Here is a 26052-nt window from a genome sequence, read left to right as displayed (position 1 = left end):
TGCTATGTCTGCTGCGATTTCCACTTCCCAAATTGGATAGTTTCCATTAATGTTTGGAGGATTGTCCCCTGTGTTAACAATTATTCCCAGATCTTGTGTTAGCTTCTGGTAGGCGTCGGCACCTATCAATTCCTGAATACTTTGGGTCGAGCCGGTAAAGGCAAATCCTTGTGATTCGGCTAATTCTAAAAATGAAACCTCGCTTTCGCAAGAAGAAAAAGTAGCCATCACAATTAGTGCTATTATATATATATAGTTTTTCATTTGTGTAGTTTTTGAGATATTAAAATATGTTGTAACGAAGTGAAAGGTTTACCTGCACCGGGAACGTATACTTAAGTTTAGCACTATTTACTTCATCTTCGACCCCCAATAATTTTTCAGTATTAAAAACAAGAGGTACAGATTGTAAATCGGCTCCAACAAAAAAGTCCTTTGCGGCCAACCATGTTATTCGAGCTCCGCCCGAAACGTACAATGAGCTTCCAACATTTTGGGAGGAATCGGTATCGCTAAATGCCAGATTACCTACTCCCAATAAGGGGGATAGCTCAAACTTACTTAGCGGTCCTAGTTTAATATCGTACTTAACTGCTGTAAAAAGATCCATGGCCTGAAGCGAATAATCTCCAGAACCAAAAATGATGGCAAAATATGTGATATTCCCTAATCCAGAGCCAGAAGCATCAAAATCGAAGTTGAGAGAAAGGCCAAAACCTACACTAAAAAGGTTATCACTTCCTTGCAGTGTTTCTGTACCATTTCCGCGTTCAATTTCAATATTATCAATATTCAAGGGTAAGGGCATAAAGAAAAGTCCCACAGAGCTCTCGCGCCAATCAATGACGTCTTGTCCTCTTGCTGTGAAATTTTCGTCTAAGGGAGGGGTTTTGTCTGTGTCAGATTCTTGTGCGCTACAAATGTTCCCCAATAACAATAGGCACGTTAAAAGAGTAATCTTTTTTAACATAATTTTGGTTTTAGTTAGTTTAATGTTAAAAGTATATTAAAAAATCGGATAATCCTATTTCTTAAAAATTTAAAAGATGTGTAAGGGGAGGAATAAGTTGCTTAATTTCAGCATAATTAGCCCTTCAAAAAGGTCTTTATAGCAAGAAGCAAGAGTACAAAAACAATAAATCCAACCAAGATCCAAAAGGTGCCTTTATAGTATTTCTTGTCAAGCTTTCTATCCATTCTATAACTTATAATGATGAATACACTAAAAGCAATTACGAAGCAAATCGCGAAAATTAGTTGGTTGGTGCTAAACATTAATTTGTAGTTTTACAAATACAAAAATACAATACAAATTAAATAGTTACCCATCTTATTGGGAGAGAAATATGAAAAATAAAATTGCTGCAGTTCGTCAATTTCACGATGCTTTTGGTTTGGGAAGTAATGAAACACCTGTGGGTGACCTTGGGGAGGCCAAAAACTTACTGCGTTATAAATTAATGCGCGAAGAAAATGAGGAGTATTTAGAAGCGGCCAATAATAATGATCTCGTAGAAGTCGCCGATGCACTGGGCGATATGCTCTATATCTTGTGTGGTACCATTATCGAACACGGCATGCAGCATAAGATTGAAGCAGTTTTTAATGAAATTCAACGCAGTAATATGAGTAAGCTGGGTGCCAATGGGAAACCTATCTATCGAGAAGATGGAAAGGTGTTAAAGGGCCCCAATTATTTTAAGCCAAATATTCAAGCTATCTTAGAAAAATAAACGCTCAATTTTTTAAAGCAGCTGTCCCTTCAAACAAAAGAGCATTACACTTCATAGCGCCAGCCATAAGGGTCTTCGCTTCTATTATATTGAATGTCCATAAGCTCCTTTTTAAATCTGGATGCGAATCCATTTTCAACTTTTTGAAGTTCGTATACCTTGTCTTGGTATCCAAATGCGCTCACCGGGCTTATCACCGCAGCCGTGCCTGTCCCAAAGATTTCTTTAAGACTGCCGTCTTTCGCAGCCGCCAGTAATTCGGTGACGGTTAAGGGACGTTCATCAACCTGAATGCCATCTCTTTTTGCTAACGCAATAACACTTTTACGGGTAATACCATCAAGAATTCGGTCTCCGGTTGGGGCCGTTATCAAGGTGTCGTTTATTCTGAAAAAGACGTTCATGGTTCCGGCTTCTTCCAAATATTCATGTGTATTGGCATCGGTCCAAATAACTTGTTGGAAACCTCTTTCGCGAGCTAGATTGGTAGGGTAAAACTGTGCTCCATAATTTCCGGCAGCCTTGGCAGCTCCCACACCACCATTTGCCGAACGACTGTATTTTTCGGCAATCAATACTTTGACGTCGCCGGTATAATAGGCTTGCGCAGGGGATAATAGGATCATGAATTTATATTCATTTGAAGGGGATGCAGAGACCCCTTCTTCGGTCGCCATTGCAAACGGCCGAATGTATAATGAGTTTCCAAGTCCGGGTCTGACCCATTCCCGGTCTAATTCCATCAACTTATGCATGGCTTCAAAAAATAGATCTTTCGGGAATTCCGGGATGGCCAATCGTTTGGACGACTTGTTGATTCGCAGAAAATTCTCTTCAGGACGAAATAAAAACACCTTTCCGCTGTCATCTTTATACGCCTTCATGCCTTCGAAAACGGCCTGCCCATAGTGAAACACTTTAGCTCCGGGATACATGGATAAGGGTCCGTAGGGTCGAATTGTTGGGTTCACCCACGCCCCGTCTTTATAATCACATTCAAACATATGATCGGTAAAGGTTTTTCCGAAGACTAAGTTGCTAAAATCAACTTCTTGTAATCTTGAGGTATTCGATTTTTTTACGGAGACTTTATCTTGGGTGATATAATTCATGAAGAGGTGGTTTTAGCGTACAAAATTATACAAAATTTTGACCATAAAAAACCTAAAAAAGTATTAAAATTGCAGTATCTTAATAGCTAATTAAACATTGAAAAAAAACAAAATGAAGCATTTACTTTTTATAGCAACTTTTGCCCTATTAATAGGCTGTAACGAAAATAAGAAACAAGAAGTACCCTTGAATGAAGTGGAGGAAACTGCCATGACATATGATACTTTTGGCGAAAAAATATCGGATGATGGTGTTTTATCAAAGTCAGAAATTATCGAGAAATACAATAGCCTCCAACTCGGGGATACCGTAGCCGTTAAATTTTCTTCCGAAGTAAAGGAGGTTTGTCAAAACAAAGGATGTTGGATGCGATTGGATTTGGGCGAAAACGAGGCGATGGTCAAGTTTAAGGACTATGGTTTCTTTATGCCGAAAGATATTGCGGGACAGGAAGTGATAGTTGATGGGGTAGCTTTTGTGGAAGAAATGAGTGTGGAAGACCAGAGACACTTTGCTGAAGATGCCGGAAAGACCAAAGAAGAAATTGAAGCCATTACCGAACCAAAACGGACACTCTCTTTTATTTCCTCTGGAGTCTTAATTCCTACCACCGTTACGGGCGAGGCCGAAAAACAATAAGATTTTGAAACGTGAATTCCTTACAACCGGGGATGGATCGGTAACGATTCATCTACCGGAATGGAATGAACAATACCACTCAAAACACGGTGCAATAGCCGAAGCCCAACACGTATTTATTCAAACGGGATTACACCATTTTCTCGCTGAAAATGCTACCGAACACATTTCGATTTTGGAAATTGGTTTCGGTACGGGATTAAATGCCTTTCTTACCCTTCTGGAGGCGGAAAGGAATTCTTGGCAGGTCCATTATACGGGGATTGAAGCCTATCCGGTCGCTTTTTCAGAAGTAGCACAATTGAATTATCCGAAAAAATTGAATGCTTCGGAAAATGATTTTTTTAGACTTCACAAGATCCCATGGGAGGTTGCTTCGGCAATAAGCCGAAATTTTCAACTGACCAAACGGCAACAGTTTTTTTCAGAAATAGCAGACCATAAGCAATATCAACTCATCTATTTTGATGCGTTTGGGGCACGTGTACAACCCGAACTCTGGACAGAGGCCATTTTCAAAAAAATGTTCGAAGCACTTGTGCCGGGAGGTGTCTTGGTCACTTATGCAGCCAAGGGAAGCGTTCGAAGGGCGATGCAAACGGTGGGGTTTACCGTGAGTCGCTTACCCGGTCCACCGGGAAAACGTGAAATGTTACGAGCGTCTAAGTGAGTGACATTCGGTTTTTTCCAAATGTTACGAGTGTCTAAGTGAGTGACATTCGGTTTTTCCAGATGTTACGAGCGACAAAGTGAGCGGTGTTTCTCACAATGTTCCGTTAAAGGCAGCTGCTTTTTTCGATGCAATTTGTATCTTTTTGTAAACTATTTTAATGAAAGTATTAATTACAGGTGCAACCGGTCTTATTGGTAAGGAATTGACCGCGAAATGTATGCAAGCGGGGATGGTTGTTCATTATTTAACGACTCGCAAGGAGAAAATTGAAGACAAACCCAACTACAAAGGATTTTATTGGAATCCCATAAAAAAAGAGATTGATTCCAAGGCGTTTCACAGGGTAAGTGTGATTGTTAATTTGGCAGGAGCCTCGGTTTCAAAGCGATGGACTGCATCGTATAAAAAAGAGATACTGGAAAGTAGGACTCAGACATCCGATCTAATTTTTAATACCCTACGCACAATTCAGCACGATATTAGGCATTTTATTTCAGCCAGTGGGATAGCCATTTATCCGGCTTCAAAAACAAAATTATACACCGAAGAAAATACCGAAAGGGATACTCGCTTTTTAGGCAAGGTTGTCGCAGCTTGGGAGGCGGGAGCCGATCAATTTAAAGCCGCGGGAATTGATGTGGCAAAAGTGCGTACCGGGCTTGTTTTATCTTCGGAAGAGGGCGCTTTGCCTAAGTTGACTAAACCCATTCGGTCGTGGATAGGAGCACCTTTAGGAAGCGGTGACCAATGGCAATCCTGGATTCATATTGATGATATTGTGGGAATTTATTTTCATATCCTTCAAAATGAATTGGAAGGCGTGTACAACGGAGTAGCCCCCAATCCGGTGACGCAAAAGAAGCTTACGAAGCAGATTGCGACGCAACTAGGAAAGCCTTTGTGGCTTCCAAATATTCCCGCTTTCTTGTTAAAAGGTGTATTGGGGGAAATGTCTCAGATAATTCTGGAAGGACAATTAGTGAGTTCCCGTAAGATCGAAGAGCACAAATATCACTTTCAGTATTTTAACCTAGAAGCAGCAATTTCCGATTTGCTATAAATTATTAGGGCGGCCATTGGCCGCCCTAACATCTAATAATAAAATCTATTTGTGTTTTACGATTTGTTCGCAACCACCTTAATGGTTAACTCAATCATATCATTGATAAATTTATCTCCCAGATCACCAAAAATAGTTTTTGATCCATAATTTACATCCCATTTTGTACGGTCTATTTGAAACGGCTCACTGCTAAGAGTTATCATAGTATCTTCCGTTAAAATTGTAGCGGGAAATTCGATAGCATGTGTTTTTTCTTTAATTGTTAGATTTCCTGCTACCATAGATTTACCCTCCTTTTTGGAAATTCCGGTCAATTCGAATGAGGCAACCGGATATTTAGTTACGTCAAAGAAGTCTCCTTCTTTTCCGGCGACAGTTCCTTTAAGGTGTGCTTCTAAATTTTCCTTCATTTCACCTTCCAAATCAAGATCGGTAATAGAATTCATGTCAATAGTAAATTTACCTGCCTCAATGGTTCCTTCACTTACCGCTAAGGTTCCCGATGCAAGTTGTACGGTACCGTGATGTTTTCCGGTAGGTTTTTGTCCAAGCCAAACAATCTGTGATATTTCAGTATTTACTTGATAGTCTGTTGCGGTTGCAGTAGCTTCGGCCACTTCTTGTGCCTCTCCCGTAGTGGCGTCGCCCCCCTTTTCTTTACAAGCAACCAATCCAGTTAATAACAGTGTTGCAAAAGTGATGTTTAAAACAATTCTTTTCATGCGATTCTTTTTTTTATAGTTAAGCGGGCAAAAGTATCAAGATGACAACTGTTTTTATCATAATTATTTATTAAAATAAAAGGTGACATTTTGACAAATTATAAGAATTGGCAGTACTTTTGCTTCCTGTGATTTAAACTGAAAATGAACTCATTTATGAGCAAAAAAGATAAAGGCAAAGAGGCCATTGCTGAAGAGGAAGTGAAAACAAAAGAGCAAACTACTTCTGATAAAAAATCAAAGAAAGAACAAGAAGACCCTGTGGCGAAACTCCAATCTGATTTAGAGACCGAAAGGGATCGCTATTTGCGGTTATTTGCCGAATTTGAGAATTATAAAAAAAGAACCGGCCGTGAGCGTATCGAATTATTCAAAACGGCAAGTCAGGACGTAATGGTTTCCTTACTACCAGTCATGGACGATTTTGATCGCGCCTTAAAAGAGATTGAAAGATCGGAAGACGACACACTGTTAAAAGGCGTTGAACTCATCAGTAATAAATTTCGTGAGACCTTGCGTTTAAAAGGCTTGGAGCTTATTTCAACAGTTCAAGGTGATGCATTTGATGCAGAGATTCACGAAGCAATCTCACAGATTCCGGCACCTAGTAAAGACTTAAAGGGAAAGATTATCGATGTTGTTGAAAAGGGATATACTCTTGGTGACAAAATTATCCGCTTTCCAAAAGTGGTTATAGGACAATAATATGAAGGAAGATTATTACGAAATATTAGGTATCGCTAAAGGAGCATCGGCCGCCGAGATAAAAAAGGCGTACCGAAAGAAGGCCATTGAATATCACCCAGATAAAAATCCGGGGGATGCCAAAGCAGAAGAGCGCTTTAAAAAAGCAGCCGAAGCCTATGAAGTACTAAGCGACCCTGATAAAAAAGCACGCTATGACCAATTTGGGCATCAGGCCTTTGAAGGCGGTGGTTTTAGTGGCGGCGGTATGAATATGGATGATATCTTCAGTCAGTTTGGGGATATTTTTGGCGGTGCATTTAGCGGTGGCAGCGGTGGAGGTTTTGGAGGCTTTAGTGGTTTTGGCGGTGGTAGAAGAACCGTTAAAGGAAGTAACCTTCGTATACGAGTTCAACTGAGTTTAGAAGAAATTGCCAACGGCGTTGAGAAAAAGATAAAGGTAAAGCGGAAAAAAGTAGCGCAGGGAACTACTTATTCCACTTGTGGAACCTGTAATGGACATGGTCAAGTCACTCGTATCCAAAATACAATTTTGGGAAGGATGCAAACTTCAGCTACCTGTAGTACGTGTGGTGGTAGTGGACAAATAATCGATAAAAAACCTGCCAATGCCGATGCAAACGGCATGTTGGTGACGGAAGAAACGGTGTCTATAAAAATTCCGGCCGGTGTGGTTGATGGTATGCAATTAAAAGTGTCGGGTAAAGGTAACGATGCAGCGGGAAATGGAATAGCCGGAGACCTTTTAGTAGCCATCGAAGAGAAGCCACATCCTACCTTACAAAGGGAAGGAGACAACCTACATTTCGATCTGTATATTAGTTTTTCTGAGGCTGCCTTAGGGACATCCAAGGAGATCGATACGGTAACCGGAAAGGTGCGTATTAAAATAGAATCGGGAACTCAAAGCGGAAAAATATTGAGACTCAGAAACAAGGGAATCCCAAGTATAAATGGGTATGGCACCGGTGATCTGTTAGTTCACATTAATGTTTGGACGCCAAAATCGCTGAGTAAAGAACAGAAAGAATTCTTTGAAAAAATGTCAAATGACGATCATTTTCAACCCAAACCCGAGAAGGAAGACAAGTCGTTTTTCGAAAAGGTAAAGGACATGTTTTCTTAAGAAAAAGTTAATATTCTAATATTTTTAATTATATTTGGGAATCGCTAATTCTAACGGCGATAATTTTTCTTTTTCATAGCAATTTTTTTCCCACCCTTGGCATATTTTTAGGGTGGGTTTTGTTTTCAGATCTTTTCAAAATTATGTAACAAATAGGCGCGTTGGCCTACAAACAACATAAATTACTCTTAATACTTAGTTTTGCTTCGTTTGCAATTCAATATCTTTATAACTTCTTACATTTTTCTATGGAAAAACTCTTAGTAGCTGAAAATGTTTCCAAATCGTTTGGCGATTTTAAAGCCCTTAACAAGATTTCAATTGAAGTGCCCAAAGGAAGCATATTTGGACTTTTAGGCCCTAATGGTGCCGGAAAAACAACGTTCATTCGCATTATCAATCAGATTACCATGCCCGATACCGGGCATGTTATTTTGGATGGGGAAGCGTTGCAACCACATCATATTCAGCACATCGGTTATTTACCCGAAGAACGCGGTTTGTATAAAACAATGAAGGTAGGTGAACAAGCCCTTTATCTGGCCCAATTAAAAGGCTTGTCAAAGCAGGAAGCAAAGGTTCGCTTAAAACATTGGTTTGAGCGCCTGGAAATTGGAGACTGGTGGAATAAGAAAGTTCAGGAATTATCAAAGGGTATGGCACAAAAGATTCAGTTTGTGGTCACTGTGTTGCATGAACCCAAACTACTTATTTTCGATGAACCATTTAGTGGTTTCGATCCTATCAATGCAAACCTGATAAAGGATGAAATCCTAAAATTACGGAATGATGGAGCAACGGTCATTTTTTCAACGCACCGCATGGAATCGGTGGAGGAGATGTGTGACCACATCGCACTAATTCACAAATCGAATAAAATATTAGACGGAAAACTCATCGATATTAAACGCGCGTATAAGTCGAATACCTTCGAAGTGGGTATACATACCAACGATCCGAATGGTGTCACTTCGGCATTGAAAGAGCGATTCGAAGTTTTCCCTGCTTCGTTTAAAAGCATTAATGATGAACTTCAGTACAAAATAAAACTTCCGGCGAACGCTTCGGCTAATGATCTGGCAAGTTACTTAATAAGCAAGGGACAGCTAACGCATTTCGTAGAAGTTATCCCGTCAGCAAATGATATTTTTATTGAAACCGTCCAAAAAAACTAGGGTAATGAATCATCTTTCACTCATTATAAAACGAGAGTATTTAAACAAGGTTCGGAATAAATCGTTTATTATTATGACCTTCCTCAGCCCCTTGATCATGGTGGGTATCTTTACGTTGGTTGCCTATCTTTCTGAACTAAATAACGATAAGATTAGAACCATAGCTGTTCTGGATGAAAGTGGACTTTTTTCAGATCAATTTGAAAGTACGCCCGGTCTACAATACACGATGCTTAATGGGGTTACGCTTGCGGAAGCCAAAATTACTTCCGAAGAGAATGGCGATTACGGGCTGTTATATATTCCAAAGACCGACAGTATTAAAGCCCTTTCCAATGCAACCACCTTTTATTCGGAAGATTCCCCATCGCTGATGGTGATGGATGATATAGAAGATGCCATAGCCGAAAAAGCCAATACGTTACGACTGAAAGAAGCGGGCATCGATGCGCAAACCATTAAGTCGCTTCGAATAAGGGTAGAAGCAAATCTTGAAACCTACAAAGGGGAGGAAACATCGAAGTTAGGATCGGGTTTAAAATTAGCCTTTGGCGGTGCCGCCGGATACCTGCTCTTTATGTTTATAATTATCTATGGCAATATGATCATGCGGAGTGTTATTGAAGAAAAGACCAGCCGAATTATTGAAGTGATTATTTCTTCGGTGCAGCCCATGAAATTATTACTCGGTAAGATCTTTGGAACTACTCTGGCTGGAATTACCCAATTTTTGGCATGGGTTATCTTAATTGGTGTTTTAAGTGCTTTAATGACCTCTATTTTGGGCATAGACCCGACTTCGGTTCAAGCGCCACAGCAAGAAATGCTGGAAAGTGGAGGTTTGGCTACAGACAGTATGGTGCAGGAAGTGATGATGGAAATAAGTAAACTTCCTATTGCAAATCTAATTGTGATGTTTATTCTGTTTTTTGTGGGGGGATACCTTTTATATGCCTCCCTTTATGCTGCCATTGGTGCTGCCGTAGATAGCGAGACCGATACACAGCAGTTTATGCTTCCTATCTTAATGCCGCTTATTTTGGCAGTGTACGTTGGATTTTTTACCGTGATTGACAATCCGCATGGCACGGTTTCTCAGGTGTTCTCTTATATCCCGTTTACCTCCCCGGTGGTAATGCTTATGCGTATCCCATTCGGAGTTCCACTTTGGCAACAAATTCTTTCAGTTGTAATTTTATTTGCTACTTTTATCGGAACCGTATGGTTTGCGGCTAAAATCTATCGGGTGGGTATCTTAATGTATGGTAAAAAACCTAGCTATCGCGAACTAATTAAATGGCTTAAATATTAAATAGTGCAAGAAGAGAACGTAACAGAAAAAATAACAGAGGTTGTAAAAGATGATATTTGGGGTACTATCCAAGAAGTTCTCGATTGGGGATTTGTATTTGGACAAGGTGAAAAACAAATCAGCATTACGGTTGGACTGTTACTCCTTGTTGTTGTGTCATTTGTAATTGCTAGCTTTTTTCTGAAGTGGGTAAGGATTCTTTTCACTCGGAAGATGGAAACGACCGACAAACTTAAATTCATAAGCGTTTTTAAGTTTATCAAATACGTAACCTATATCGTTGTTGTTTTTACCATTCTTAGTCTGGCTGGTGTTAACATTACTCCATTTTTGGCAGCATCTGCTGCACTTTTGGTAGGACTGGGACTTGCGTTACAAGTACTATTTCAAGATATTATTGGTGGTATTTTTATAATTATAGACAAGTCCTTATTAGTTGGAGATGTTATAGAAATAAATGGGAAAATAGGACGCGTGATGGATATTAAACTCCGAACCACGCGAGCTCTTACTCGTGATGACAAAATAGTGGTCATCCCGAATCATAAATTCATCACTGATACCATTTTTAATTATACGCAAAATCATAATACAACCCGTGAAATGGTTAGTGTTGGTGTGGCCTATGGTAGTGATACTAAAAAGGTTGAAGCATTGCTATTGGAAAGTGTTTCGAATCAAAAAGGAGTTCTAAAAAATCCGAAACCATTTGTATTGTTTGAGGATTTTGGAGATTCTGCACTCGCCTTTAGTGTGTATTTTTTTATAACAGACAGCTTTATCGATCCTAAAATAAAAAGTGACATACGCTTTAAGGTCGACTCCTTATTCCGCGAGCATAATATAAGCATTCCATTTCCGCAACGAGATGTTCATATTTTTACGAATCAGAAAGGTTCTGATATTTCTGCAAATATGGCGGACGATTAATGGAATATTATTTATGAAAAAACTCTTTTTATTAGTTGTTTGCAGTTTGTTCTGTATGTTATCGCTTTTTTCTCAAGAAACAGATCTTGCTCGTCTTGAATATACATTTATACCACAATCCAAATCTGATAATTCTGTAAACCGTGTACGCGCTTTTGTGAATTTTCCGATTAAACTGGGTTGGGGTAATAGCAGCTATCTAGTTCCGGGAGTTGAATACCGTAATTTGGACCTCGATTTTGAAGACCCGGTACCGTTCAGTGTAGCTACTTTGGGGAAGTTTGAAATGTTTCGGGTGAGCTTAGCGTATACGTTTAAGATGAAAAATGAGTGGCGAGTTGGGCTAAAATCGGGCTTTGAAATCGCTTCAAATTTTGAAGAACGCACGGTGAAAAATCGAGATATCCGGTACACCGGAGCACTTTACCTGATAAAAGACAATACCGGTGATGAAGTTGAAAAGCCAAACAGATTTATTATTGGACTGCAATATTCTACGAATGCCGGGCGTCCGTTTCCCATCCCTATAATAAACTACTACAGAGAATTCCATCCTAAATGGTCGTATTCGCTGGGCAGTCCCAAAACGAATATTAAATACAACATAAATACTAAAAATGCCATTCAGGGGTTTATTACTCTGGACGGGTTCTTTTCGAATATACAAAGGGATTTGCTAGTGACATATCCCGATGGTTCAAGTGCCAATGCAGATAATATTTCGATGACCCTAATTTTCGGCGGTCTGGGTTATGAACATTTATTCACTAAAAATCTATTGGTTTATGTCTATAGCGGACATACATTTTTTAATGAAATCCGATTGCGGGATACCGAACGAAATAACCTCTACAAGATCAATGAAGAAAATACATTATATTTTAGGGGCGGACTTAAATTCAAAATATAACAATGGCAAGAATACTAATTATTGAAGATGAAGCTGCGATTCGACGCGTATTGGTAAAAATCCTTTCCGAAGAAAGTGATAGCTACGAAGTGGTTGAAGCCGAAGACGGACTTGCAGGTGTCGAACTTGTTAAAAAGGAAGATTTCGATTTGATACTTTGTGATATAAAAATGCCTAAGATGGATGGGGTGGAAGTCCTGGAAGCCGTAAAAAAAATAAAACCTGAAATTCCTATTGTGATGATTTCGGGACATGGCGATTTGGATACGGCCGTAAATACGATGCGATTGGGAGCCTTTGATTATATCTCGAAACCTCCAGATTTAAATAGACTGTTGAATACCGTTCGCATTGCCTTGGACCGAAAAGAACTTGTGGTTGAGAATACACGGCTTAAAAAGAAGGTGAGTAAAAATTATGAGATGATAGGTGAATCTAAAGCGATTCTCCAAATCAAGGATATGATCGAGAAGGTAGCACCAACAGAAGCGCGGGTGCTCATCACAGGTCCCAATGGAACAGGAAAAGAATTAGTAGCACATTGGCTACATCAAAAAAGTGAACGTTCCAATGGTGCCATGATCGAAGTGAATTGTGCTGCTATTCCCAGTGAACTTATCGAAAGCGAATTATTCGGGCATGTGAAAGGAGCTTTTACTTCGGCTAATAAAGACAGGGCGGGTAAATTTGAAGCCGCTAACGGCGGAACGATATTCCTTGACGAAGTTGGGGATATGAGCCTTTCGGCACAGGCTAAAGTATTACGGGCGCTTCAGGAAAATAAAGTACAGCGCGTGGGGAGCGATAGAGATATAAAGGTGGATGTTCGCGTGATTGCTGCTACTAATAAGAATCTAAAAAAAGAAATTGAAGAAGGAAACTTCAGAGAAGATCTGTATCATCGCTTGGCCGTTATCTTGATAAAAGTACCGGGATTGAACGAACGCAGGGAAGATATTCCTTTGTTGGTGGATTATTTCACAAAAAAAATTACCGAAGAACACGGCACCTCCGAAAAAAAGTTTTCAGCCAAAGCGCTTAAGTTATTGCAGGAATACGATTGGACCGGAAATATTCGTGAATTGCGAAATGTAGTGGAACGACTTATTATATTAGGTGGCAGCGAAGTCAGTGAGGAAGATGTAAAACTATTTGCAACTAAATAAAATATTATGGAATCTCTTGATACTTCAATCTGCCTAATTGATAAGCCTGTAAATATTTCGGAACTTCCAACCAGACTGCCCGTTGTCGCTTCTAAAGCAGCATTGGAAAAACAGTTGAAGCAGACAAGGCGAAAACTGGGGGATCTACAGGATACCCTCTATGCACATGGCAAATATGCTGTGCTGGTATGTTTGCAAGGCATGGACACAGCTGGGAAGGATAGCTTGATTCGTGAAGTGTTTAAGGATTTTAATGCCCGCGGAGTGGTAGTATATAGTTTTAAGGTCCCTACAGATCTTGAAAAAAAACACGATTATTTATGGCGTCATTATATCGCTTTGCCTGCCCGTGGAAAATTTGGTGTTTTTAACCGGACTCACTATGAGAATCTTCTGGTGACACGGGTACACCCCTCTTATATTTTAGGCGAATTTTTACCCGATGTCCAAAGTACGGACGATATTGATTCGACATTTTGGGACCGCAGATTTGAGCAGATCAATGCCTTTGAGAAGACGATCGCTCAAAATGGTACGTTGATCTTTAAATTCTTTTTAAATATTTCAAAGGAAGAACAGAAAAATAGGCTTTTGCGACGTTTGGATAAGCCCAACAAAAACTGGAAATTCTCTCCCGGCGACCTCGATGAAAGAAAGCTTTGGTCAAAGTATATGACCTGTTACGAAGACATTCTAAATCGAACATCAAAAACTCATGCTCCTTGGTATAACATTCCGGCAGATAATAAGCCAATGGCCAGGCTTTTAGTGGCATCTATACTTTTGGAAGAGCTCAAAAAATACAAAGACATTGTTGAGCCCGAATTGGATGACGAGATCAAGGCAAAAATTTCAGATTATAAACAACAACTCCAAAACGAAAAGTAAGAATGAGAAACCTACTTCTATTGCTAATTGCCCTAATTTTTTCTTCTGAAGTGATTTCACAAAAGGGTCATGTGGAAGATTCACTTATTATAAAAAATATTTTTGATGCGGCCTTATTGGATGGAAAAAGCTACGATTGGCTGGATTATCTCTCAAACGAAATAGGAGGCCGGTTGTCCGGTTCTCTCGAAGCCGAATTAGCCGTAAAATATACCGAAGCAGAACTAAATAAACTGGGGCTTGATAAGGTTTGGCTGCAGCCGGTGATGGTGCCAAAATGGACACGAGGTGTGGCAGAATACGCCTATATTCAAACGGCTCCCGGTATTAGCTCTACAACGAATATCTGTGCCTTGGGCGGTTCGGTAGCAACTCCGGACGGTGGTTTAAAAGCACAGGTCGTTGAGGTATCGGGGATTGAAGATTTGGAGAAAATTGGACGGGCCGGTATTGAAGGAAAGATCGTTTTCTACAATAGACCCATGCAGGCCAATTTAATCAATACTTTTCAATCGTATGGCGGTTGTGTGGACCAACGGTACGCAGGAGCTATGGAGGCTGCAAAGTACGGTGCCGTGGGCGTTGTAGTGCGTTCCATGAATTTAAGACAGGACGATCTACCTCATACAGGGTCTATGACCTATGGTGATACACCGGTCAATCTGCGTATCCCTGCTTGTGCCATTAGTACAAACGGAGCAGATTATTTGAGCAGCGCTTTAAAATTAAAACCGGATCTAGCTTTTTATTTTAAGCAGAATTGTAGAACCTATGAGGATGTACAGTCGTATAATGTGATTGGCGAAATAACAGGATCTACCTTCCCAAATCAATATATGATAGTGGGTGGTCATCTGGATTCTTGGGATCTGGGAGATGGGTCTCATGATGATGGTGCAGGTTGTGTGCAATCTATGGAAGTACTTCGCTTGTTCAAAAAACTAAACTATAAACCGAAGCACAGTATACGTGTGGTTTTGTTTATGAATGAAGAAAACGGACTGCGTGGTGGCACCAAATATGCAGAAGAGGCAAAACTCAAGGGAGAAAAACATGTATTTGCCTTAGAAAGTGATGCTGGCGGATTTACACCTCGTGGCTTTACCGTCGATGCCGATTCGGCTAATTTTATGCAAATTAAAAGTTGGACATCCTTATTTGAACCCTATCTGATCCATTATTTTGAAAAAGGTGGTGGCGGAGCAGATATTGGTCCATTGAAAGAGGATGGGATTGTCCTCGCCGGCTTAAGACCGGACACGCAACGATATTTTGATCACCATCATGCCGCAAGCGATACATTTGATGCCGTAAATAAACGTGAATTGGAATTGGGTGGGGCGGCCATGGCTAGTTTGATTTATTTGATGGATACCTATGGCACCAAAACCGAGGCAACTCCTATTAAAAACTAAAAAACTGCCAATTTGTTAAAAATAACTTCTAAATAATCCTCAAAAACGTTAAAATACAAGCGTTTAATGATAAAAGCTTACCTTTAAATAGCTAAAATTTACTAACATTTATTAGTAAACTATTATCGGCATATACCTATTGACTCTATTTTTAGGAAACTAATCGTATCTTTAAGTAAATCAAACCAATTCGTGTGAGACGTACTTTCCAAATAGCATTCTTTCGGAATTTTGCTTTGCTGTTGTTCTGTTTTTGGACAATTGTTGGATTGACACAATCCAATGCCGAGCATCACTTACCCGATTTCAGAGTTGAAAAATATGAAAATGGTAGGATAAAGTTTGTCTTGGCCGATGTGAATGAAGTACTTAATATGTCCCAGGATTCTATTGAGGCATTTAAGGCGCACGCCATTTCATTTGCCAATGATAATGAACCGGAGATCGCTTCCGAATATATTTTAAAATACATTGGTGCAACGACCGACCTATCGATCTTAAATGATCACTTATTTGCCAATATAAAGGATTCGGTCGCCTACCAGAATATTAAAGAACAATATACCCCGGAATTTACATTTTTGTCTGTCCTGTACCTGTATGCTGGATTCCTGGGGTTCTATATTTTCCTCATTTTAGTGCTCAAGAAAAAAGTAGATCGAAAAGGCAATTTGTTAATTGGACTATTTGTCTTATTCCATTCGCTGTTCATTTTGCACCTAAGTCTCTACGTGATAAATTATCAGTATCACTTACCACATTCACTTTTTATATCAACTACCTTTTCATTTTTGTATGGTCCGTTACTCTATTTTTATTTCAAAAGAGTCACATTTAATTACAAATTTAGATGGTGGGACGGCTTACATCTAATACCCTCGATTGTGCTATTGGCCTATATTATGCCGTATTATATGATGACGGCCAATGAAAAGTTTAATGTGATCTTCGACAAAGAGGGTTTTATGCTGCCGGGGGCATACACTATTATTACCGTAAAAATTCTATCCTTGGCGGTGTATGCTTTTCTCATTTATAGAATCTATATGTCGAATAAAGCACCTAGCAATGCAGTGGACAAGAATAAGATGCTTTGGCAACGAAATATCATGGCTATCAATTTTGTCTATCTGGCTTCATACATTGTTTATGCAGGGATAATTACGAAAATTATCAATGCGCCTTCTTTAATTCATTTACAGATTTTGGTGATGGTAGGTTTGGTATTTTATGTGGCATATATCTCACATGAACGACCTGAAATCTTTAAAGGAACCGTTAAATTAGTTGACCCAATAGATTTGTTTAAGTATAAGAAATCTGGACTTACACCAGGTTTTTCTGAAGACTTAAAAGAAAAATTACTTCATCTAATGGAGGAAGAGAAAGTCTATAGAGTTAATACAATAAATCTAGATTCTCTGGCCGAGAAATTAGATACGACACGGCATAATACATCGCAGGTTATCAATGAGCATTTTGGACTGAACTTCTTTGAGTTCATCAACAAATATCGCATTGATGAAGCCTCGGAGATTCTCAAGAATAAGGAAGATATGAGTATAATTGAAGTCGCATACGAGGTAGGTTTTAACAATAAGGTAACCTTCAATAAAAGTTTTAAGAAGATCCACGCTAAAACTCCTTCCCAATTCTTGCTGTCACTTCAAAGTTAATTTTATTTGTTTTTTTCTATCTGAAAAGTAAGGGATTATAGGCTTTACCCTTTTTGTTCGTCATTCGAACGATATTTGAATATAGTTAAATGAATGCCTGTTATGCAATTGCGCTTCCACTCAACTTAGTCTTTATATACGGAAGATAATTGCAAATTAAATTTTAACCTTTCAGGCTTTTGTTCACAACACCATAAGTAGGTTATGTGTTAGTTAATGGACCGTCTGTAAAGCAACTTACAGACGGTTTTTAATTTTTGATCACTGCTTCGTATCTTGCTATCCATTGATCGGGAGTGACCTTACGCACTAATTCTCCAAGGAGTTCATAGGGGATTTTATTCATATTCTTAAATCGAATACAACTTTTTCCCATATCCAATTTACCCGAAACATGTTTCGGATATTCCGCAGTAAACCATTGCATTAATTCTGGATCACTATAAATACCCATATGGTAAAACCCAATATGATTTTTCTGAGAGGCCAAACTTATAAAGGGTAAGGGCAATTTTGGATCGCAATGATAACCATCGGGATATTTTGAATGTGGTACAACATACCCCAGCATCCCATATCCTATTCCCTCTTCAAAACCCTTGGGAAGATTATCCAGAATAGTTTTTCTTAATTTTGAAATTACCTCCTTTCTATCTTCAGGTAATTCATCTATGTATTGTTCGGGAGTTTTGGCCTTGGATTGCATATCAAGAGAATTTAAAACCTAAATATAAGAAAGTTTTGTGCTTTTACGTACGCGTGTTTTTTAACTTAGCACCTCATTTTAAGAATTCGCTTTGCTTTCAAACTACACCAAAGAATTTAAATACAATATTTCGCTGGCCACACCTGTAATTCTTGGAATGCTAGGGCATGTTGTCGTTGCACTCGTGGACAATATCATGGTGGGCCAATTAGGTACAGCCGAACTGGCCGCTGTTTCTTTGGGAAATAGTTTTATGTTTATCGCCATGTCGCTTGGAATTGGTTTTTCCACCGCCATTACACCTCTTGTCGCCGAAGCCGATGGTGAAGGGAATGTGGAAGCAGGCAAATCGGCCTTTAAGCACGGTCTTTTTTTGTGTACGGTCCTCGGAATTGCTCTGGTCCTTATGGTCTTTCTGGCTAAACCCTTAATGTACGCCATGGAACAACCCGAAGAGGTGGTAGCATTGGCCATGCCGTATCTAAATTTAGTAGCGGTATCCTTACTTCCCCTCATCATTTTTCAGGCATTTAAGCAATTTAGTGACGGACTTTCATTGACGCGGTATCCTATGTATGCGACAATTGCTGCAAACGTTGCCAATGTGATTCTTAACTATATGTTCATCTTTGGTAAATGGGGTGCCCCCGAAATGGGTGTGGTAGGGGCTGCTATTGGCACACTAGCTTCTCGGGTAATTATGGTTGGATATCTATGGTATATGTTGTCGCAACACTATAAATCCCGTGAGTTTGTACTGCATATAAAACTATTCGATCTGTCCAAGCGCATGTTAAAAAAGGTACTAAACCTAGGCTTTCCTTCGGCCATGCAAATGTTTTTTGAAGTGGCCATATTTACCGCCGCTATTTGGCTTTCAGGAATATTGGGAAAAAATCCACAGGCCGCTAATCAAATTGCACTTAACCTATCATCCATGACCTTTATGGTCGCGATGGGATTTAGTGTAACCGCTATGATCCGCGTTGGAAACCAAAAAGGCATGGGGCGTTTTAAAGAACTTCGGCGAATTGCATTTTCTATTTTCCTATTAACGGTGTTGTTGGCCATGGTATTCGCCATTGCATTTATGGTCTTTAACGTAACGCTGCCAAGATTATACCTCGATTTTGACGATGCTACTAATTTTCAGGACAACTACCAAGTAGTTACAATTGCTTCAAAACTCATGCTAATTGCTGCTGTTTTTCAAATTAGTGATGCCATTCAGGTAGTGACACTTGGCGCGCTTCGAGGAATGCAGGACGTTAAAATACCTACGCTTATCACATTTATTGCGTACTGGGTTATTGGATTCCCCATTTCGTTTTACCTTGGCATGTATACCGAATACGCAAGTTCCGGCATATGGATGGGATTGCTGGCCGGACTTACAGCCTCGGCGGTGATGCTTTTCATTAGATTTAATTATCTTTCGAAACGATTGGTACATTCAGAATCCATTCATTAATGTAATTGCTCTAAACTATGGACTTTCCAAAATACTTATTAGGCGACAATACCGATTATCCCACAGCTATTTTTGTAATTCATACCGAATTCCCCCGGTTTATCATCAATCTTGAAAACGATGAGGTAGAATGGCTAGAGGAATTTGACAACCACGATCAAAAGGAATTGGAATCGGAAACCGAGAATTATATTCGGGAAGCAACCGCTTTCTACGATAGAGAAATAGCCCGCTACGAAGATGATTGAAGAATTACTGAAATATGACACCGAACTTTTTTTGTTTCTCAACACCTTAGGGAGTGAGACTTGGGACGGTTTTTGGCTTGTGGTCACGGCAAAATGGTCGTCTATTCCACTGTACGCTCTACTATTGTACCTCGTATATAAGCACTTCGGAATTAAGGCAACACTCCTTATTCTCGTTTCCATCACACTGATGATCACTGCGACCGACCAACTTGCCAATCTTTTTAAATACGGAATCCAGCGTCCGCGGCCCTGTCAGGTAGCAAGTTTAAAAGACAGTATTCGCTTTGTCGCTGAAAACTGTGGTCGGTACGGGTATTTTTCGGCACATGCTGCAAGCTCCATGGCTGCTGCTGTTTTTTTAGGGCTGTTGCTGAAAAAGTGGTATAACTATCTGCCATTTCTATTGCTGTTTTGGGCCGTGATCATTGGCTACAGCCGTATTTATTTGGGCGTGCATTATCCGTTGGATGTAATTACGGGAATGTTCTTCGGGGGAATTATTGGAGCCGTGTTTTTTCAGGTACAGCGTTGGGCTCGCCATAGATTTATTCCTGCTTCCTAACCAAATAGAGGTCACGCCACAGGCGCGTTTTATGTGAACGATCGTCCTTTCCCTTGGCATTCATGTCGTAGCGTGTTACTTTTTCAATAGAATAGGTAGAAAAGGTTTTTCTGAAAAGTTCTTGGTCTTCTTCAGCAACCAAAACGCCAAATGCTACTTCCGAAGGGATAGCAATGCCATCTTCTTTTTTTAACACTTCAATAGTATCGCCATAATCCCAGATAAGCTCCGGGGTGAAATAGGTAAATTCGAATACCCTGACATTGGTGTCAGCCTGCCAATCGTTCAATTGTGAAAGTCCTTTGTATTCCGGGTTAATGGTGAGGGTCTTGGCCAAGGGCATTCCAAAACAGATCACCGATGCGATAAAGGCCACGGTCAAATAGAAAACGGGTTTTATTTTTTTTCTGAAAAGGTTTCGGAAGATAAAAAAGCCAATAGTAACTAAAACGACCGCCAGTAGGATGAACCAAATCCACTTTTCGGCAAGTGCATCCTTCAGAAAGAAATATCCGCCAATTGGAAACACCAAACCAATGCTTGCGATTAATCCAAAATTGAAGTAGACCGGGATCGTTTCCCGTCTGTCTTTTAATTCAGCAAATCGTCTAAATAAATACTCGATATAAAAGGCGGTATTCAAAGCCAACGGAATAAGTACCGGTAACAAGTACCGTGATTTTTTTTCAGGAATGATAGACAATAACACTAGTGACGCCATGGTCCATAAAAAAGTAAAGAGATACGCTTTTTTATTAAATACTCTATTTTTAAGATACGGATACAACAAGCCTATAAACGCAGGAATGGTCCACACTCCGCTTTGTGTAAAGAAACTCCAGTAATAATAGAAGGGACGTACATTATAACCGGTCCAATTTTCGGTTTCCCGCTTCGTGATTGCTGCAACTGCTTCGGGGTCGAAGGTATAGGTATACCAATGCCACCAACCTGAGACGACTACGCTAATCACTAAAAAAAATACTAGCGGCAGGATTCGACTTTTAAAATTATTGTACCTGTATACTATTCCGAAGGAAATCAAAAAAGGTAACCACAACGCATACATGGATACCGGCCCCTTACTCATAAACGAAAACCCAAAGAACAAGGCCGCCAAAAAGGCGCGCTGGTATTTTTTTTCAGACTCGGTAAAGAATAAAAAGAGCTGGTAGATACACACCATCATAAAGCCGTGTGTAAAGATATCCCAGTTGCCATCTCTTCCTGCCGACACCACATAAAAGGAGGTCGCCAGGATCAAGGAAGCCAAAAAGGCATAGGTCTTTTGTTGTGTTAGCCGAAGTGAAAATTTATATGAGGTGACCACCAAGAGTAGTGCTAATAGCGCTGCTGGCAATCGTAAAGCAAACAAGCTTTTAAGTCCGAAGATGGCCGCCGAAACAGCCGTTAACCAGGTAGGTAAAGGCGGCTTTTGGTAGCGTGCTTCTCCGTTTAGCGTAGTAAGCAGCCAATGCCCGTCGTTTAACATTTCACGTGCGGTCGTAAAGTTACGTGCCTCCATGATGTTGACGTACAAGGCATCGAGATTCACAAAGAAGATGGCGATACACGTAAGTATGACCAATACGATATAATTGTTCTTAAGCGCTGGCATCGACCTGTTTTTTCCAAATAAAAATATTGCGTATATAAATAATCAATCCGGCAATATGACCAACAAATAATACCGGGTCTTCCCGAAAAATTGCATAGGTTAAAATTAAGGAAGCCCCAAGTACACTCATACGCCAAAATCCAACCGGAAGCTGTGAGGTCTTGGTTTTTTCTGAATACATCCACTGGTACACAAACCGCAATGTAAAAAGAACTTGCGAGATGATCCCCAACAACATAAGCCATAGCGGAATGGCTTCGTTTTTAAACAATTTTTCCAAGTCGTATTCACCATTGTTGTATCCGTAGACCACAATAATCACCGGAAAAACGACTAAAAACCATCGCAGTAGTTTTGGAGCTTTCCGCCATTCTCCCTGCAGTTGTAAATTTCTTATATAGATAAAATAGGTAAGCGCTTGTCCCAGCATAATGGCGAAATCGTCGCGTAGATACCCATAGACAAACAACAAGAAAGAGGCTAACAAACTCAGTTTCCAAAATAGGGAAGGAGTAACTACCCGTTTGTTTTTTTCTGAAAGTATCCATTGTACAATGAGCCTTCCCGAAAAGAGGATCTGTGCCAAAAAACCGATACTGTAAATAAGCCAGTTGCTCATCCCTTGCTTTTGATCTCGTAGTTGATGTACTTTTTCTTCATCCAAAGGTAGGCAAAGCAATCCATTAGTGGCCCTAGCAAACGATTCCACAGACCAAACTTGGCAGTGCCTGCTATTCGTGGAAAATGTTGCACAGGTACTTGCAACACCTTGCCGTTTTGCAATAAGATCATAGCCGGTAAAAAGCGGTGCAAGCCTTTGAACATTGGAATTCGCTTCGCATTCTCGGTCTTAATCACTTTTAAGGGACATCCGGTATCGTCCATTCCATCATGTGTAAACGCACGGCGAATACCATTGGCGATTTTAGAAGACATGTTTTTCACGAAGGAATCTTTTCGGTTGGAGCGAACACCGGTGACTAATTCGTATTCATCGCTGTGTTCCAATAACAAATTAAAATCTTCGGGAGCCGTTTGGAGATCGGAATCTATATATCCTACCAGCGGACTTTCCACATGGTCGAACCCGGCTTTAATCGCAGCACTAAGACCACGATTTTCTTTGAAATTGATAAAGTAAAAGGCTTTGTTTCTGGTGCAGATCGCTTCGATTAGCTCCTGACTCCTATCTTTTGAACCATCATTCACAAAAAGTACGGCCGTTTTCTTGGTGGCTATTTTGGTATAGGCCAGCAATTCCTTTTCCACACGTTCTAAATTATCCTCCTCATTATAAACCGGTACAATAATGGTAAATTCGTACATATAAGATGTAAATAGGTTTTTGCAAAAGTAATTTTTTTTAAGTTAGGAGTGGAATGGTTTGCCAATGAATCATTTTATGTCCGAGTTTTTTAAACAAGTTATTGCAAATATTGTTTTGCCCCTTTTGAATTTTATTACTTTTACTTCTGAATACAACATACAGAATGAAAATACTCGTCACAGGCGCAGCCGGATTTATAGGATCTCATACGGCCGAACGCTTAGCCGATTTGGGACATGAAGTAGTCGCCATCGATAATTTTTCGGACTACTACGAGGTGTCTTTAAAAAAGTTAAACGCCGAAGCCTTAGCAAAAAAAGGAATTGCTGTTCAAAAGATAGACTTGAGAACGGATGACCTAAGCAGCGTTATTACCGAGGATATTTCACATATCTTTCATTTCGCAGCACAACCTGGCATTTCGATTTCGAGTACGTTTGAAGATTATTTCAGCAATAATTTCTTCGGAACACAGCGCATCCTTGATACCATAGAAACACTTTTATCCAAACCATTCTTTGTCAATATTGCGACCTCTTCAATCTATGGTTTGAATGCGACCTTTACCGAAGATCAAGCGCCCTTGCCCGCTTCTTGGTATGGTGTTACCAAATTGGCGGCAGAGCAGTTGGTGTTGGCGTATTCACGAAGAGCACTCTTACAAAGTTGTTCGTTGCGATTGTATTCGGTGTATGGACCTCGGGAACGGCCGGATAAACTCTATACCCGACTCATAGACTGCGGTTTAAATGACAAGTCATTTCCCTTATATGAAGGTAGTTTGGAACACCTACGCAGTTTTACCTATGTACAAGACATAGTGGACGGCATTGTGAGTGTGATAGGGAAGGAAGCAGTTTGCAATGCAGAGATTTTCAATTTGGGTACCGAAGAAGAGAACACCACCGCCACAGGTATTGCCACGGTGGAAGAAATCCTTCAGAAAAAAATAACAATGGAGCACAAACCGGCTCGCCCCGGAGATCAAGCCCGTACCTGTGCGAATATCGATAAAGCCAGAAAATTATTACATTACAATCCGAAAACATCGTTAAAGGAAGGCTTGGAGGAGCAAGTTAAGTGGTTTCGGCAGAATTTTTAATCCAATAGCTTGTCCGACCTAAACCTAAATTTTTAAACATCACCCAATGCTTATAGCAATCCAATTAGTGGCCTTAATACAAGGATTTTTTTTAATGGGGGTTTTATTCGTGAAACGCGATTCCTATAAAAAACCTACACTCTGGTTGCTCATAGGAAGTATCCTTTCTATTATATTTTTCATCTTAGGTGACGATGACAATAATATGATTGCCAAAGGGGTAGATTGGTTCTTTTTTGATGCTTCGCTGTTTATTACATTCCTATTTCTCTTTGTAAAATATTCCGTTTCGGGAAGAGAAATATTCAACAAACTTGACCTGCTGTATTTTGTTCCAAACATTGCGTATTTTATTAATGAGATCTATGAAGTTACTGCTGCGTTTGAAGAGGTTTTAGCTGTAGAAATTTTTGAATTGATAATAGAATTATCCTTTCTGTATTACTTAGTACACAGCATGGTGCGATTGTTCCAAAGTAAAAAACAGAAGTGGATGCTTATTTTTATGATCCCTCTTGCTTTGCTCATGAGTGCTTCCATGGTAAATGAGGTTTTAGGATGGTTTGGACTCACAGAAATTGAATTGTTCAATGATGCTAATTTCAACACTTTTACTTTATTGACCGTAGCACTGTTATTTTATTTCATTACGATGAAATTAATTCTTGCACCTAAGGAAGTTTTACTTGCTTTAAAGGAAGAGAAGTATAAAAGTTCGGGGCTTAATGAAAAAATGGTAGCAGGCTATAAAAATAAGATTATTTCGTTTATGGAAACGGAGAAAGGATACACCGATCCTAAATTGTCTCTTACTACCATGTCCCAAAATTTAAACATCCCAAAACAATATATTTCAGAGATTCTCAGCATTCACCTAAATACCAATTTTCAGGATTTTGTAAACGGATATCGGGTGGAAGCATTTGAAAATTGTGTGCAAAAAGAACAATATGCCCATTTAACACTTATGGGAATTGCCAACGAAGTAGGTTTTAATTCAAAGTCTAATTTCTACACCACCTATAAGAAAATTAAGGGATTAACACCATACGAATACAAAAAATCCCTGTCTTCAAATAACGAATAAGTCCAATATAGGCATACCGAACTTGTTCAAAATACCAAGCGCATAATATCTCCCGTTCTTGCAGTGCAATAATGCAATAGCTAAAATTTTATAACAAATGAAAACCCTCTTTTATTTATGGATGGTACTTTTAAGTGTAGGTCTTTTAAGCTGTGCCGAGACCAAAAAAGAATCTACTGATACGGGAGGCGAAGAAGTTGCGCAGGTGCTAAATTCTAAGCAAACAATCCCGGAAGCTGTTCTAACTACTTTCCAAACCAAATTTCAAAACGCAACGGAAGTCATTTGGGACCAAGAAAACGAAAATGAATGGGAAGCTGAATTCAAGCTGGAAGGGGTAGCACATGCCGCAAATTTTGATGTAAGCGGCACCTGGCTAGAAACCGAAAAGGTAATTGGAATCGCCGAAGTTCCCGCCGCCGTAATTGCTATATTGAAAAAAGATTTTGCCGATTATGATGTGGATGAAATGGAAATTTCGGAAACTGCATCAGGAATGCTCTATGAGTTTGAACTTGAACGAGGCGAGACCACCATTGATGTTACCATTACTCCCGAAGGAGTCGTCCAAAAAAATGTTGCAGCCAATGACGACCCTGACGATGATGATAACGACGATGACTAAGGCATAGTCCTTTTAGTTAATCCAAATCTTTACGGATCCCGTAATACTACTGGATAA

At 39.7% G+C, this 26052-nt stretch carries 28 protein-coding genes; 20 read left to right on the top strand and 8 right to left on the bottom strand.

The window, feature by feature from the left end:
• Both K8F54_RS09840 and K8F54_RS09835 read right to left on the bottom strand, forming a co-directional pair.
• Positions 1-264, bottom strand: a 264-nt coding sequence (locus tag K8F54_RS09840; RefSeq protein ID WP_290790227.1) for a hypothetical protein, incomplete at its 3' end; no start/stop codon positions are given.
• Between the two features lie 19 nt (positions 265-283).
• Complete coding sequence (locus K8F54_RS09835; RefSeq protein ID WP_290790224.1) at positions 284-970, bottom strand: hypothetical protein; 687 nt, start codon at positions 968-970, stop codon at positions 284-286.
• Positions 971-1346: 376 nt separating this feature from the next.
• Between K8F54_RS09835 and K8F54_RS09825 the strand changes: the two genes are divergently transcribed.
• Positions 1347-1733, top strand: a complete 387-nt coding sequence (locus tag K8F54_RS09825) for a nucleoside triphosphate pyrophosphohydrolase family protein (RefSeq protein ID WP_290790218.1) — start codon at positions 1347-1349, stop codon at positions 1731-1733.
• Between the two features lie 44 nt (positions 1734-1777).
• On the opposite strand, the gene K8F54_RS09820 is transcribed toward K8F54_RS09825, so the two are convergent.
• Positions 1778-2845 carry a branched-chain amino acid aminotransferase gene (locus K8F54_RS09820; protein ID WP_290790216.1) on the bottom strand — a complete coding sequence of 356 codons (1068 nt, stop codon included), beginning with the start codon at positions 2843-2845 and terminating at the stop codon, positions 1778-1780.
• 112 nt (positions 2846-2957) lie between these two features.
• On the opposite strand from K8F54_RS09820, the gene K8F54_RS09815 reads away from it, so the two are divergent.
• The 3 genes from K8F54_RS09815 to K8F54_RS09805 all read left to right on the top strand — a co-directional run bounded on the left by K8F54_RS09815 (position 2958) and on the right by K8F54_RS09805 (position 5218).
• Positions 2958-3485 (top strand): DUF4920 domain-containing protein, encoded by a 528-nt coding sequence (locus K8F54_RS09815; protein WP_290790213.1) that lies wholly within the window; start codon positions 2958-2960, stop codon positions 3483-3485.
• 4 nt (positions 3486-3489) lie between these two features.
• Positions 3490-4155 (top strand): tRNA (5-methylaminomethyl-2-thiouridine)(34)-methyltransferase MnmD, encoded by a 666-nt coding sequence (gene mnmD / locus K8F54_RS09810; RefSeq protein ID WP_290790210.1) that lies wholly within the window; start codon positions 3490-3492, stop codon positions 4153-4155.
• A 160-nt stretch (positions 4156-4315) separates the two neighbouring features.
• Positions 4316-5218 (top strand): TIGR01777 family oxidoreductase, encoded by a 903-nt coding sequence (locus K8F54_RS09805; RefSeq protein WP_290790208.1) that lies wholly within the window; start codon positions 4316-4318, stop codon positions 5216-5218.
• Positions 5219-5274: 56 nt separating this feature from the next.
• Here the strand turns inward: K8F54_RS09805 and K8F54_RS09800 are convergent, their stop codons facing one another.
• Positions 5275-5943: a YceI family protein gene (locus tag K8F54_RS09800; protein WP_290790205.1), complete on the bottom strand. Its 669-nt coding sequence runs from the start codon at positions 5941-5943 to the stop codon at positions 5275-5277.
• 156 nt (positions 5944-6099) lie between these two features.
• Between K8F54_RS09800 and K8F54_RS09795 the strand changes: the two genes are divergently transcribed.
• From K8F54_RS09795 to K8F54_RS09750, 10 genes are all read left to right on the top strand, one after another.
• Positions 6100-6648, top strand: coding sequence for a nucleotide exchange factor GrpE (locus tag K8F54_RS09795; protein WP_290790203.1), 549 nt, complete (start codon positions 6100-6102; stop codon positions 6646-6648).
• A gap of 1 nt (position 6649) precedes the next feature.
• The gene (dnaJ, locus tag K8F54_RS09790; RefSeq protein ID WP_290790200.1) at positions 6650-7774 is read left to right on the top strand and encodes a molecular chaperone DnaJ; all 1125 of its coding nucleotides are present in this window, start codon (positions 6650-6652) and stop codon (positions 7772-7774) included.
• Positions 7775-8022: 248 nt separating this feature from the next.
• Positions 8023-8949 (top strand): ATP-binding cassette domain-containing protein, encoded by a 927-nt coding sequence (locus K8F54_RS09785; protein ID WP_290790197.1) that lies wholly within the window; start codon positions 8023-8025, stop codon positions 8947-8949.
• Positions 8950-8953: 4 nt separating this feature from the next.
• Positions 8954-10261, top strand: coding sequence for an ABC transporter permease (locus tag K8F54_RS09780; protein ID WP_290790195.1), 1308 nt, complete (start codon positions 8954-8956; stop codon positions 10259-10261).
• Positions 10262-10264: 3 nt separating this feature from the next.
• Positions 10265-11191 (top strand): mechanosensitive ion channel domain-containing protein, encoded by a 927-nt coding sequence (locus K8F54_RS09775; protein WP_363299619.1) that lies wholly within the window; start codon positions 10265-10267, stop codon positions 11189-11191.
• A gap of 157 nt (positions 11192-11348) precedes the next feature.
• Complete coding sequence (locus K8F54_RS09770) at positions 11349-12101, top strand: DUF6268 family outer membrane beta-barrel protein (protein WP_290790193.1); 753 nt, start codon at positions 11349-11351, stop codon at positions 12099-12101.
• 2 nt (positions 12102-12103) lie between these two features.
• The gene (locus tag K8F54_RS09765) at positions 12104-13267 is read left to right on the top strand and encodes a sigma-54 dependent transcriptional regulator (protein ID WP_290790190.1); all 1164 of its coding nucleotides are present in this window, start codon (positions 12104-12106) and stop codon (positions 13265-13267) included.
• Positions 13268-13273: 6 nt separating this feature from the next.
• Positions 13274-14155, top strand: coding sequence for a PPK2 family polyphosphate kinase (locus K8F54_RS09760; protein ID WP_290790188.1), 882 nt, complete (start codon positions 13274-13276; stop codon positions 14153-14155).
• 2 nt (positions 14156-14157) lie between these two features.
• Complete coding sequence (locus tag K8F54_RS09755; protein ID WP_290790185.1) at positions 14158-15570, top strand: M20/M25/M40 family metallo-hydrolase; 1413 nt, start codon at positions 14158-14160, stop codon at positions 15568-15570.
• A gap of 194 nt (positions 15571-15764) precedes the next feature.
• The gene (locus tag K8F54_RS09750) at positions 15765-17246 is read left to right on the top strand and encodes a helix-turn-helix domain-containing protein (RefSeq protein ID WP_290790182.1); all 1482 of its coding nucleotides are present in this window, start codon (positions 15765-15767) and stop codon (positions 17244-17246) included.
• Positions 17247-17496: 250 nt separating this feature from the next.
• Here K8F54_RS09750 and K8F54_RS09745 read toward each other — a convergent pair whose 3' ends face one another.
• Positions 17497-17952 (bottom strand): DUF1801 domain-containing protein, encoded by a 456-nt coding sequence (locus tag K8F54_RS09745; RefSeq protein ID WP_290790179.1) that lies wholly within the window; start codon positions 17950-17952, stop codon positions 17497-17499.
• Between the two features lie 91 nt (positions 17953-18043).
• Here K8F54_RS09745 and K8F54_RS09740 point away from each other — a divergent pair, with 91 nt between their 5' ends.
• Genes K8F54_RS09740 through K8F54_RS09730 form a run of 3 tightly spaced genes read left to right on the top strand, consistent with a single transcriptional unit; the run spans position 18044 to position 20236 of the window.
• On the top strand, positions 18044-19423 hold the full coding sequence (locus K8F54_RS09740; protein WP_290790177.1) for an MATE family efflux transporter: 1380 nt from the start codon (positions 18044-18046) through the stop codon (positions 19421-19423).
• A 17-nt stretch (positions 19424-19440) separates the two neighbouring features.
• Entirely contained in the window at positions 19441-19671 is a 231-nt protein-coding gene (locus tag K8F54_RS09735; RefSeq protein ID WP_290790174.1) for a hypothetical protein, read from the top strand.
• On the top strand, positions 19664-20236 hold the full coding sequence (locus tag K8F54_RS09730) for a phosphatase PAP2 family protein (RefSeq protein ID WP_290790171.1): 573 nt from the start codon (positions 19664-19666) through the stop codon (positions 20234-20236). Before K8F54_RS09735 ends, K8F54_RS09730 begins: the two co-directional genes overlap by 8 nt.
• Here the strand turns inward: K8F54_RS09730 and K8F54_RS09725 are convergent.
• The 3 genes from K8F54_RS09725 to K8F54_RS09715 are packed head-to-tail and all read right to left on the bottom strand — an operon-like array spanning position 20220 to position 23180.
• Entirely contained in the window at positions 20220-21854 is a 1635-nt protein-coding gene (locus K8F54_RS09725) for a glycosyltransferase family 39 protein (RefSeq protein ID WP_290790169.1), read from the bottom strand. The genes K8F54_RS09730 and K8F54_RS09725 overlap by 17 nt on opposite strands.
• A complete protein-coding gene (locus tag K8F54_RS09720) occupies positions 21841-22473 on the bottom strand; it encodes a lipid-A-disaccharide synthase N-terminal domain-containing protein (protein ID WP_290790166.1) in 633 nt (210 codons plus the stop codon). Before K8F54_RS09720 ends, K8F54_RS09725 begins: the two co-directional genes overlap by 14 nt.
• A complete protein-coding gene (locus K8F54_RS09715) occupies positions 22470-23180 on the bottom strand; it encodes a glycosyltransferase family 2 protein (RefSeq protein WP_290790163.1) in 711 nt (236 codons plus the stop codon). The genes K8F54_RS09720 and K8F54_RS09715 overlap by 4 nt, the downstream gene beginning before the upstream one ends.
• Before the next feature lie 164 nt (positions 23181-23344).
• On the opposite strand from K8F54_RS09715, the gene K8F54_RS09710 reads away from it, so the two are divergent.
• From K8F54_RS09710 to K8F54_RS09700, 3 genes are all read left to right on the top strand, one after another.
• Positions 23345-24283, top strand: coding sequence for a GDP-mannose 4,6-dehydratase (locus tag K8F54_RS09710; RefSeq protein WP_290790160.1), 939 nt, complete (start codon positions 23345-23347; stop codon positions 24281-24283).
• A gap of 46 nt (positions 24284-24329) precedes the next feature.
• Positions 24330-25370 carry an AraC family transcriptional regulator gene (locus K8F54_RS09705; RefSeq protein WP_290790157.1) on the top strand — a complete coding sequence of 347 codons (1041 nt, stop codon included), beginning with the start codon at positions 24330-24332 and terminating at the stop codon, positions 25368-25370.
• Positions 25371-25467: 97 nt separating this feature from the next.
• Positions 25468-25995 carry a PepSY-like domain-containing protein gene (locus K8F54_RS09700; RefSeq protein ID WP_290790154.1) on the top strand — a complete coding sequence of 176 codons (528 nt, stop codon included), beginning with the start codon at positions 25468-25470 and terminating at the stop codon, positions 25993-25995.
• The last annotated feature ends 57 nt before the right edge of the window (positions 25996-26052 follow it).

It is taken from the genome of Altibacter sp. (assembly GCF_019913785.1).
Lineage (GTDB): Bacteria > Bacteroidota > Bacteroidia > Flavobacteriales > Flavobacteriaceae > Altibacter.
The sequence above is the reverse complement of the archived record's forward strand: the minus strand, read 5'-3'. Positions and strand labels throughout refer to the sequence as shown.

What these genes read in the sequence shown, in the direction of transcription:
- K8F54_RS09715 (WP_290790163.1), bottom strand. Translation starts at nt 23,180, where the DNA reads ATGTACGAATTTACCATTATTGTACCGGTTTATAATGAGGAGGATAAT.
- K8F54_RS09805 (WP_290790208.1), top strand. Translation starts at nt 4,316, where the DNA reads ATGAAAGTATTAATTACAGGTGCAACCGGTCTTATTGGTAAGGAATTG.
- K8F54_RS09745 (WP_290790179.1), bottom strand. Translation starts at nt 17,952, where the DNA reads ATGCAATCCAAGGCCAAAACTCCCGAACAATACATAGATGAATTACCT.
- dnaJ (WP_290790200.1), top strand. Translation starts at nt 6,650, where the DNA reads ATGAAGGAAGATTATTACGAAATATTAGGTATCGCTAAAGGAGCATCG.
- K8F54_RS09755 (WP_290790185.1), top strand. Translation starts at nt 14,158, where the DNA reads ATGAGAAACCTACTTCTATTGCTAATTGCCCTAATTTTTTCTTCTGAA.
- K8F54_RS09785 (WP_290790197.1), top strand. Translation starts at nt 8,023, where the DNA reads ATGGAAAAACTCTTAGTAGCTGAAAATGTTTCCAAATCGTTTGGCGAT.
- K8F54_RS09735 (WP_290790174.1), top strand. Translation starts at nt 19,441, where the DNA reads ATGGACTTTCCAAAATACTTATTAGGCGACAATACCGATTATCCCACA.
- K8F54_RS09815 (WP_290790213.1), top strand. Translation starts at nt 2,958, where the DNA reads ATGAAGCATTTACTTTTTATAGCAACTTTTGCCCTATTAATAGGCTGT.
- K8F54_RS09760 (WP_290790188.1), top strand. Translation starts at nt 13,274, where the DNA reads ATGGAATCTCTTGATACTTCAATCTGCCTAATTGATAAGCCTGTAAAT.
- K8F54_RS09820 (WP_290790216.1), bottom strand. Translation starts at nt 2,845, where the DNA reads ATGAATTATATCACCCAAGATAAAGTCTCCGTAAAAAAATCGAATACC.
- K8F54_RS09825 (WP_290790218.1), top strand. Translation starts at nt 1,347, where the DNA reads ATGAAAAATAAAATTGCTGCAGTTCGTCAATTTCACGATGCTTTTGGT.
- K8F54_RS09835 (WP_290790224.1), bottom strand. Translation starts at nt 970, where the DNA reads ATGTTAAAAAAGATTACTCTTTTAACGTGCCTATTGTTATTGGGGAAC.
- K8F54_RS09795 (WP_290790203.1), top strand. Translation starts at nt 6,100, where the DNA reads ATGAGCAAAAAAGATAAAGGCAAAGAGGCCATTGCTGAAGAGGAAGTG.
- K8F54_RS09710 (WP_290790160.1), top strand. Translation starts at nt 23,345, where the DNA reads ATGAAAATACTCGTCACAGGCGCAGCCGGATTTATAGGATCTCATACG.
- K8F54_RS09800 (WP_290790205.1), bottom strand. Translation starts at nt 5,943, where the DNA reads ATGAAAAGAATTGTTTTAAACATCACTTTTGCAACACTGTTATTAACT.
- K8F54_RS09700 (WP_290790154.1), top strand. Translation starts at nt 25,468, where the DNA reads ATGAAAACCCTCTTTTATTTATGGATGGTACTTTTAAGTGTAGGTCTT.
- K8F54_RS09705 (WP_290790157.1), top strand. Translation starts at nt 24,330, where the DNA reads ATGCTTATAGCAATCCAATTAGTGGCCTTAATACAAGGATTTTTTTTA.
- K8F54_RS09725 (WP_290790169.1), bottom strand. Translation starts at nt 21,854, where the DNA reads ATGCCAGCGCTTAAGAACAATTATATCGTATTGGTCATACTTACGTGT.
- K8F54_RS09765 (WP_290790190.1), top strand. Translation starts at nt 12,104, where the DNA reads ATGGCAAGAATACTAATTATTGAAGATGAAGCTGCGATTCGACGCGTA.
- K8F54_RS09720 (WP_290790166.1), bottom strand. Translation starts at nt 22,473, where the DNA reads ATGAGCAACTGGCTTATTTACAGTATCGGTTTTTTGGCACAGATCCTC.
- K8F54_RS09780 (WP_290790195.1), top strand. Translation starts at nt 8,954, where the DNA reads ATGAATCATCTTTCACTCATTATAAAACGAGAGTATTTAAACAAGGTT.
- K8F54_RS09730 (WP_290790171.1), top strand. Translation starts at nt 19,664, where the DNA reads ATGATTGAAGAATTACTGAAATATGACACCGAACTTTTTTTGTTTCTC.